General features: G+C 73.2%; 6 protein-coding genes. 5 read left to right on the plus strand and 1 reads right to left on the minus strand.

Going from position 1 to position 6,598, the window contains the following annotated elements; translation table 11 throughout:
- Positions 1–4: 4 nt before the first annotated feature.
- A complete protein-coding gene (locus ACFU7Y_RS09575; RefSeq protein ID WP_224281820.1) occupies positions 5–298 on the minus strand; it encodes a MoaD/ThiS family protein in 294 nt (97 codons plus the stop codon).
- Positions 299–1,019: 721 nt separating this feature from the next.
- On the opposite strand from ACFU7Y_RS09575, the gene ACFU7Y_RS09580 reads away from it, so the two are divergent.
- The 5 genes from ACFU7Y_RS09580 to ACFU7Y_RS09600 all read left to right on the plus strand — a co-directional run bounded on the left by ACFU7Y_RS09580 (position 1,020) and on the right by ACFU7Y_RS09600 (position 6,570).
- The gene (locus ACFU7Y_RS09580) at positions 1,020–1,751 is read left to right on the plus strand and encodes a response regulator transcription factor (protein ID WP_380767186.1); all 732 of its coding nucleotides are present in this window, start codon (positions 1,020–1,022) and stop codon (positions 1,749–1,751) included.
- A gap of 149 nt (positions 1,752–1,900) precedes the next feature.
- Positions 1,901–2,959: a LacI family DNA-binding transcriptional regulator gene (locus ACFU7Y_RS09585; RefSeq protein WP_224281816.1), complete on the plus strand. Its 1,059-nt coding sequence runs from the start codon at positions 1,901–1,903 to the stop codon at positions 2,957–2,959.
- A 115-nt stretch (positions 2,960–3,074) separates the two neighbouring features.
- Positions 3,075–4,259 (plus strand): S1C family serine protease, encoded by a 1,185-nt coding sequence (locus ACFU7Y_RS09590; protein ID WP_380767188.1) that lies wholly within the window; start codon positions 3,075–3,077, stop codon positions 4,257–4,259.
- 68 nt (positions 4,260–4,327) lie between these two features.
- Positions 4,328–5,098: a response regulator transcription factor gene (locus ACFU7Y_RS09595; RefSeq protein WP_224281812.1), complete on the plus strand. Its 771-nt coding sequence runs from the start codon at positions 4,328–4,330 to the stop codon at positions 5,096–5,098.
- Positions 5,095–6,570, plus strand: coding sequence for a HAMP domain-containing sensor histidine kinase (locus ACFU7Y_RS09600; RefSeq protein WP_224281810.1), 1,476 nt, complete (start codon positions 5,095–5,097; stop codon positions 6,568–6,570). The genes ACFU7Y_RS09595 and ACFU7Y_RS09600 overlap by 4 nt, the downstream gene beginning before the upstream one ends.
- The last annotated feature ends 28 nt before the right edge of the window (positions 6,571–6,598 follow it).

A 6,598-nucleotide genomic window follows, 5' to 3' on the forward strand; every position in this document is an offset into this window, starting at 1 on the left:
CCGCTCAGCCTCCCGCGAACGGCGGGAGGACCTCCACCGTCCCGCCCTCGGTCAGGGCGACGGCCGCGTGGTCGCGGCCGCCCACCTGGGCCCCGTCGACCAGGTACGAGCAGTGCCCGAGCAGCCGGACGAGCTTCGGCCGGTCGGCGTGCCGCTCCTTGGCCGCCGCCAGCGCCTCCGCCAGGGTCGCCGCCTCGTACGGCTCCTCGGCCAGCCCGGCCTCGGACTTCGCCGCCGCCCAGTAGCGGATCGTCCCGCGCACCCGGGCGCCGCTCGCGGGCTCGGTGGTCGCGCCCATCGGGCCACCCCTTCTCGTCGTCCTCGCCCGGTCCCGGTGCCCCGGTCCGGCTCGCCACCGCGCCGGCCGTCCGACCACCCGAACGATGGACCCGAACAGCGCCTCCGATGTGCGTCCCCATGATGGCGTGTCCGCGGCCACGAGCGGCAATCGCCCTGGCCGGACGGGCACCGGTCTCCCGCCGGACCGCCGTCGAGGGGCGCCGGACCGGCGCTCGACGTTGTGTCCAGCCTCACCCGGTGCACGCCCCGAATGAGGCGAACCGCCGGATTCCCGCACTCCCGGCCGAGGGGCGAGGTCGGCTATCCTCGACCACCATGAGGGATCCGGGCAGAGTCGCCCCCGGATCCTTTTGTGCTTTCAGGACGCCAGTACGGACGTTCTTGCGATTCGTCGGCCCACCCCCGGCGCGCAGCAGGAACCGCCCCGCCTGAGGCGGCACAACGACGTGCCCCGGCCGGCCGGGGCATCGCCACCCGGCACCGGGCCGCCACCCGGCACCGGACCAGACCGGAGGGTTCGCGGTGATGAGCAGGGCAGAAACGGTGCGCCAGGGGTTGCGGGACCCCCGGCGGACCCGCCGTCGCGCCCTGCACGCCGTCCGCTCCCTCGGTTCGCCGCGGCCGACCGCCGTCCTCCCCTCCCCCTCAGCACGTGCGCCATCCGGCTGTGGCGGCAGCCGTAACGCGACCGCGACGACCCGGAAAGGGGACCACCGGGTATGAGTTCTCTCCTCCTCCTCACCAATGCGCTGCAGCCCTCCGCCGAGGTACTGCCCGCTCTCGGACTGCTGCTGCACAACGTCAGGGTGGCCCCCGCCGAGGGCGCGGCCCTGGTGGACACCCCCAGCGCGGACGTCATCCTGGTCGACGGCCGGCGTGACCTTCCGCAGATCCGCAGCCTCTGCCAGCTGCTGCGCTCCACCGGCATCGGCTGCCCGCTGATCCTGGTGGTCACCGAGGGCGGCCTGGCCGCCGTCACCGCCGAGTGGGGCATCGACGACGTCCTGCTGGACACCGCCGGCCCGGCCGAGGTCGAGGCCCGGCTGCGGCTCGCGCTCGGCCGGCTCCAGGTCGTCACCGACGAGGGCCCGATGGAGATCCGCAACGGCGACCTCTCGGTCGACGAGGCCACCTACTCCGCCAAGCTCAAGGGCCGGGCGCTCGACCTCACCTTCAAGGAGTTCGAGCTGCTCAAGTACCTCGCGCAGCACCCCGGGCGGGTCTTCACCCGGGCGCAGCTGCTCCAGGAGGTCTGGGGCTACGACTACTTCGGCGGCACCCGGACGGTGGACGTGCACGTCCGGCGGCTGCGCGCCAAGCTCGGCGTGGAGCACGAGCAGCTGATCGGCACCGTGCGCAACGTCGGCTACCGCTTCGTCGTCCCGGAGAAGCCCGAGAAGGGGGAACGGCCGGAGCTCGCCCAACGCCCCGCCGCCCCCCTGGACGCCTGAGGCCCGGGCCCGTCCGAGCACCGGCACGGAGCCGGGCGGGCCGTCCGCCGCCCGGCTTGTCCGGTTCCTCCCGGAGCCGCCCGACGGCCTGCCGAACGAGGCCCCAGGTCCCACTGCCACCCCGGAGGCCACACGCGTAGACTCCCCCCGTGGCCAAAGTGACGCGCGACGATGTAGCCCGGCTGGCTGGTACCTCGACCGCGGTCGTCAGCTACGTCATCAACAACGGGCCGCGCCCGGTCGCGCCCGCGACCAGGGAGAAGGTCCTCGCGGCGATCGAGCAGCTCGGCTACCGGCCGAACAGCGTCGCCCAGGCGATGGCCTCCCGCCGCACCAACCTGATCGGCATGGTCGTCCCGGACGCCCGCCAGCCCTTCTTCGCCGAGATGGCGCACGCCGTGGAACGGGCCGCCTCCGAGCGCGGCAAGCTGGTGCTGATCGGCAACTCCGACTACGTGGACGACCGCGAGGTGCACTACGTCCGCGCCTTCCTCGGGATGCGCGTCTCCGGCCTGATCCTGGTCAGCCAGGGCCCCTCGCAGCGCGCCGCCGAGGAGTTCGCCGCGATGGAGGGCGCCAAGGTGGTGCTGCTGCACCGCCGGCCCGAGGCGATCGACGACGTCGCGGTGGTCACCGACGACGTGGCGGGCGCCGAGGCGATCGTGCGCCACCTGCTGGAGGTGCACGGGCACCCGTACGTGGCCTGTTTCGGCGGCCCGGTCGAGTCCCCCGCCCCCGGCGACCCGGTCATCGACCACGTCGAGGGCTGGCAGCGCGCCATGGACGCGCACGGCGTCCCCACCGAGCCGCACCTGATCGACGCGCCCTTCCACCGCTACGGCGCCTACGACGTCGCGCTCGGCGTGCTCCGCTCGCCGGACCGGCCGCGGGCGATCTTCTGCTCCACCGACGACCAGGCGATCGGCGTGCTGCGGGCCGCCCGCGAGGTCGGCCTGCGGGTCCCGGAGGACCTCGCGGTGGCCGGCTTCGACGACGTACCGGAGGCCGCGCTCGCCGACCCGCCGCTGACCACCGTCGCCTCCGACCGCGACGCGATGGCCCGGGCCGCCGTGGACCTGGTGCTGGACGACTCGCTGATGGTGCCCGGGTCGGACACCGAGCGGGTCCGCACGTTCCCGTCCCGGTTGGTCATCCGCCGCTCCTGCGGCTGCGACGGCGGCGCCCCCGGCCGGTCGGTACCGGAGTAGCCGATTCCGCTCTGCGGGTGGCCTGACCAGGCTTTATGAGAACCCAACGGGCTTCTCTCCTCGTTCTGAGCCGGTTCTCATGCACTCCTCATGCACCGGGTCGAGCTTGGTCGGCATGAGCGAACAGCAGCAGTACCCCAGCGAGCAGTACGGCCCCGACCGGGCCCACGAGCAGTACGGCCCGTACTGGTCCCAGGAGCCCCGGGTGATCGAGGGCACCGTGCTCGGCAGCGGCCCGGCCGCCGGCGGCCCGGACAGCGCTTCCGGTCCGGACGGGTACAGGTACAGCTACCTGGAGGACCACTCCGACGGCGGCTTCGACGGACCGCCGCCGCCCCCGCCGATTCCGCCCGAGCCGCCCACGATCCTCGGCCCCGGGGGCCCCGGGGACCGCGGCAGCCGGGCCCGGCGAGGACTGCTGCGCGGCCGGCTCGCCATGGTCACCGCCGTCGCCGCGGTCGCCGCCGTCCTCGGCGGGGTCACCGGCGGACTGGTCGCCGTGGACCGGCAGAGCTCCGACAACCGCGTCGGCACCATCGCCAGCCCGGTCTCCGCCCGCTCCGACGGCAGCGCCGACGTGCGCGCCATCGCCGCCGCCGTCTCGCCCAGCACCGTCCAGATCACCGTCAAGAGCGGCAACGGCACCTCCACCGGCACCGGCGTCGTCCTGAACACCGACGGGCAGATCCTCACCAACTACCACGTGATCGACACCGCGACCGGCGGCGCGCGGATCACCGTCACCTTCAAGGACGGCTCCACCGCCCAGGCCGCCGTCACCGGAACCGACAAGGCCCTCGACGTCGCCGTGATCACCGCGACCGGCGCGAAGAACCTCACCCCCGCCGTCCTCGGCGACTCCTCCACCATGGCCATCGGCGACCCGGTCGTCGCCATCGGCAACCCCGACGGCCTCACCGGCACCGTCACCTCCGGCATCATCAGCGCCGAGAACCGCGACGTCACCGTCCAGCTCGACGAGGGCAGCACCAGCAACAACGGTGGCTTCGGCCTCCCCTTCCTGCCCGGCCTGCGCGGCACCGTCCCGCAGTCCGACAACGGCAGCACCACCACCTACAAGGCCTTCCAGACCGACGCCGCGCTCAACCCCGGCAACTCCGGCGGCCCGCTGATCAACGCCAGCGGCCAGGTCATCGCCATCAACTCGGCGATGTACGCGCCCGGCGGCTCCAGCTCCTCCGGCAACGGCTCGGCCGGCAGCGTCGGCCTCGGCTTCGCCATCCCGATCAACGACATCAAGCAGGTCCTGCCGAAACTCGAAGCCGGCCAGAACCTGTGACCCGCACCCCCTGAGACGGACAATTGCTCCCAGCAGGCCCTCCACCCGACGAGAAAGGGCACCCGCCCATGACCCCGTCCGCCGACGACCGTACCGCCGCCGAGGCCGGCCACCCCTCTGCCCGGCTCCTGGTGGTCGACGACGAACCCGCCCTCCGGGACGCCCTGGAGAGCAGCCTCGCCTTCGAGGGGTACGAGGTCGCCACCGCCACCGACGGCTACGAAGCCCTGGAGTCCGTCGAACGCGACCGGCCCGACCTCGTCCTGCTGGACATCATGATGCCCCGGATGGACGGCCTCACCGCCGTCCGCCGGATGCGCTCGCGCGGCGACACCGTCCCGGTGCTGATGCTGACCGCCCGCGACGCCGTCGGCGACCGCGTCACCGGCCTCGACGTCGGCGCCGACGACTACCTCGCCAAGCCCTTCGAACTCGACGAACTGCTCGCCCGCGTCCGCGCCCTGCTGCGCCGCAACGCCCTCGCCGCCGAGGCCGCCGCCCGCGCCGCCGTCGAGGACGAGAGCGAGGTGCTCGCCTTCGCCGACCTGCGGATGAACACCGCCACCCGCGAGGTCACCCGGGCCGGCAAGCCGATCGAGCTCACCCGCACCGAGTTCATGCTGCTGGAGATGTTCCTCGCCCACCCCCGCCAGGTCCTCACCCGCGAACAGATCCTCAAGGCGGTCTGGGGCTTCGACTTCGAACCCTCCTCCAACTCCCTGGACGTGTACGTGATGTACCTGCGCCGCAAGACCGAGCAGGGCGGCATGCCCCGCCTGATCCAGACCGTACGCGGCGTCGGCTACGCCCTGCGCCCGGCAGCCGGCGCGAGCACGTGACCACCGTTCCGCCCCCTCCGCTGGCCCCGCCCCGCACGCGCGGGCGCCGGCAGCGCCTCCTGCACTGGTTCCGCTCCCGCTCGCTCCGCAGCCGCCTCACCTTCCTGAGCGCGGCGGCGGTGGCGGTGGCGATCGCGCTGTCGGCGCTGGCGTGCTGGTTCATCGTGGAGAAGCAGCTCTACAACCAGGTCCGGTCCGACCTCGCCAGTGCGCCCCAGCCCACGCCCGGGAGGCTCATCTGCTACGCCACTCCGGAAGCCGCACTGGATCATCAGCGCGGCGGAAACATGCCGGAGATCAGTGGGGCCGTCCCCCGGGACACCCAGTTCCTCGTGTCGGCCGGAGTCTGCCTGCCGCCGGGGGCGACCAAGGCGATCGTGACCACACCGGGGGATGCCGCTGCATTCCAGCTCAAGCCCGGGCAATCGATCACCCGGAACGGGAAGTTCACCAATGGCGACCCCGCAATCGTCCGACTGGCCCCCAACCGCAACTTCTCCATCCCCGCTGTCGTGATGGTGGCAACTCCCACCCAGCCCATCGAGGACTCCCTCGACGGCCTCGCCATCCTGCTCGGCTCGGTCGCCGCCGGCGGCATCCTGCTCGCCGCCCTCGCCGGCCGCCTGGTCGCCCGCTCCGCCCTCAAGCCCGTCGACCAGCTCACCGACGCCGTCGAGCACATCGCCCGGACCGAGGAGGTCGGCACCACCATCCCGGTCCACGGGCACGACGAGATCGCCCGCCTCTCCACCTCCTTCAACTCCATGAGCACCGCCCTCGCCAACTCCCGCGAGCGGCAGACCCGGCTGATCGCCGACGCCGGGCACGAGCTCCGCACTCCCCTGACCTCCCTGCGCACCAACGTCGACCTGCTGATCCGCAGCAACGACACCGGCCGCCCGCTGCCCCCGGCGACCAAGACCAAGCTGCTCGGCAACATGAAGGCCCAGATGCAGGAACTCACCGTCCTGATCGGCGACCTGCTCCAGCTCTCCCGCCCGGACACCCCGAAGACCGGCCCGGCCCCCACCGTGGTGGCCCTGCACGAGATCGCCGGACGGGCCGTCGAGCGGGCCGAGCTGCGCGGCCCGGGGCTGGTCTTCGAGACGGACACCGAGCCCTGGTACGTGCACGGCGACGCGGTGGGGCTGGAACGGGCCGTGATCAACCTGCTGGACAACGCGGTCAAGTACAGCCCGCCCGGCGGCACCATCGAGGTCCGGCTGCACCAGGGCGTGCTGACCGTCCGCGACCACGGGCCCGGCATTCCGCCGGACGAGCTCCAGTACGTCTTCGACCGGTTCTGGCGCTCGCCGTCCTCGCGCCAGCTGCCCGGTTCCGGGCTCGGGCTGTCGATCGTCGCGCAGAGCGTCCGGGAGGCGGGCGGCGACGTCACCCTCGGACCGGCCGCCGACGGCGGTCCGGGCGCGCTGGCCACCGTCCGGCTGCCCGGCGGCCCCGCCCCGGAATGACGGAAGGGCGGGTGGGGCGCCCCGACAG

Origin of the sequence: Kitasatospora sp. NPDC057542 (assembly GCF_042801945.1) — a bacterium.
Classification (GTDB): Bacteria; Actinomycetota; Actinomycetes; order Streptomycetales; family Streptomycetaceae; genus Kitasatospora.

What these genes read in the sequence shown, in the direction of transcription:
- ACFU7Y_RS09595 (WP_224281812.1), top strand. Translation starts at nt 4,328, where the DNA reads ATGACCCCGTCCGCCGACGACCGTACCGCCGCCGAGGCCGGCCACCCC.
- ACFU7Y_RS09575 (WP_224281820.1), bottom strand. Translation starts at nt 298, where the DNA reads ATGGGCGCGACCACCGAGCCCGCGAGCGGCGCCCGGGTGCGCGGGACG.
- ACFU7Y_RS09580 (WP_380767186.1), top strand. Translation starts at nt 1,020, where the DNA reads ATGAGTTCTCTCCTCCTCCTCACCAATGCGCTGCAGCCCTCCGCCGAG.
- ACFU7Y_RS09590 (WP_380767188.1), top strand. Translation starts at nt 3,075, where the DNA reads ATGAGCGAACAGCAGCAGTACCCCAGCGAGCAGTACGGCCCCGACCGG.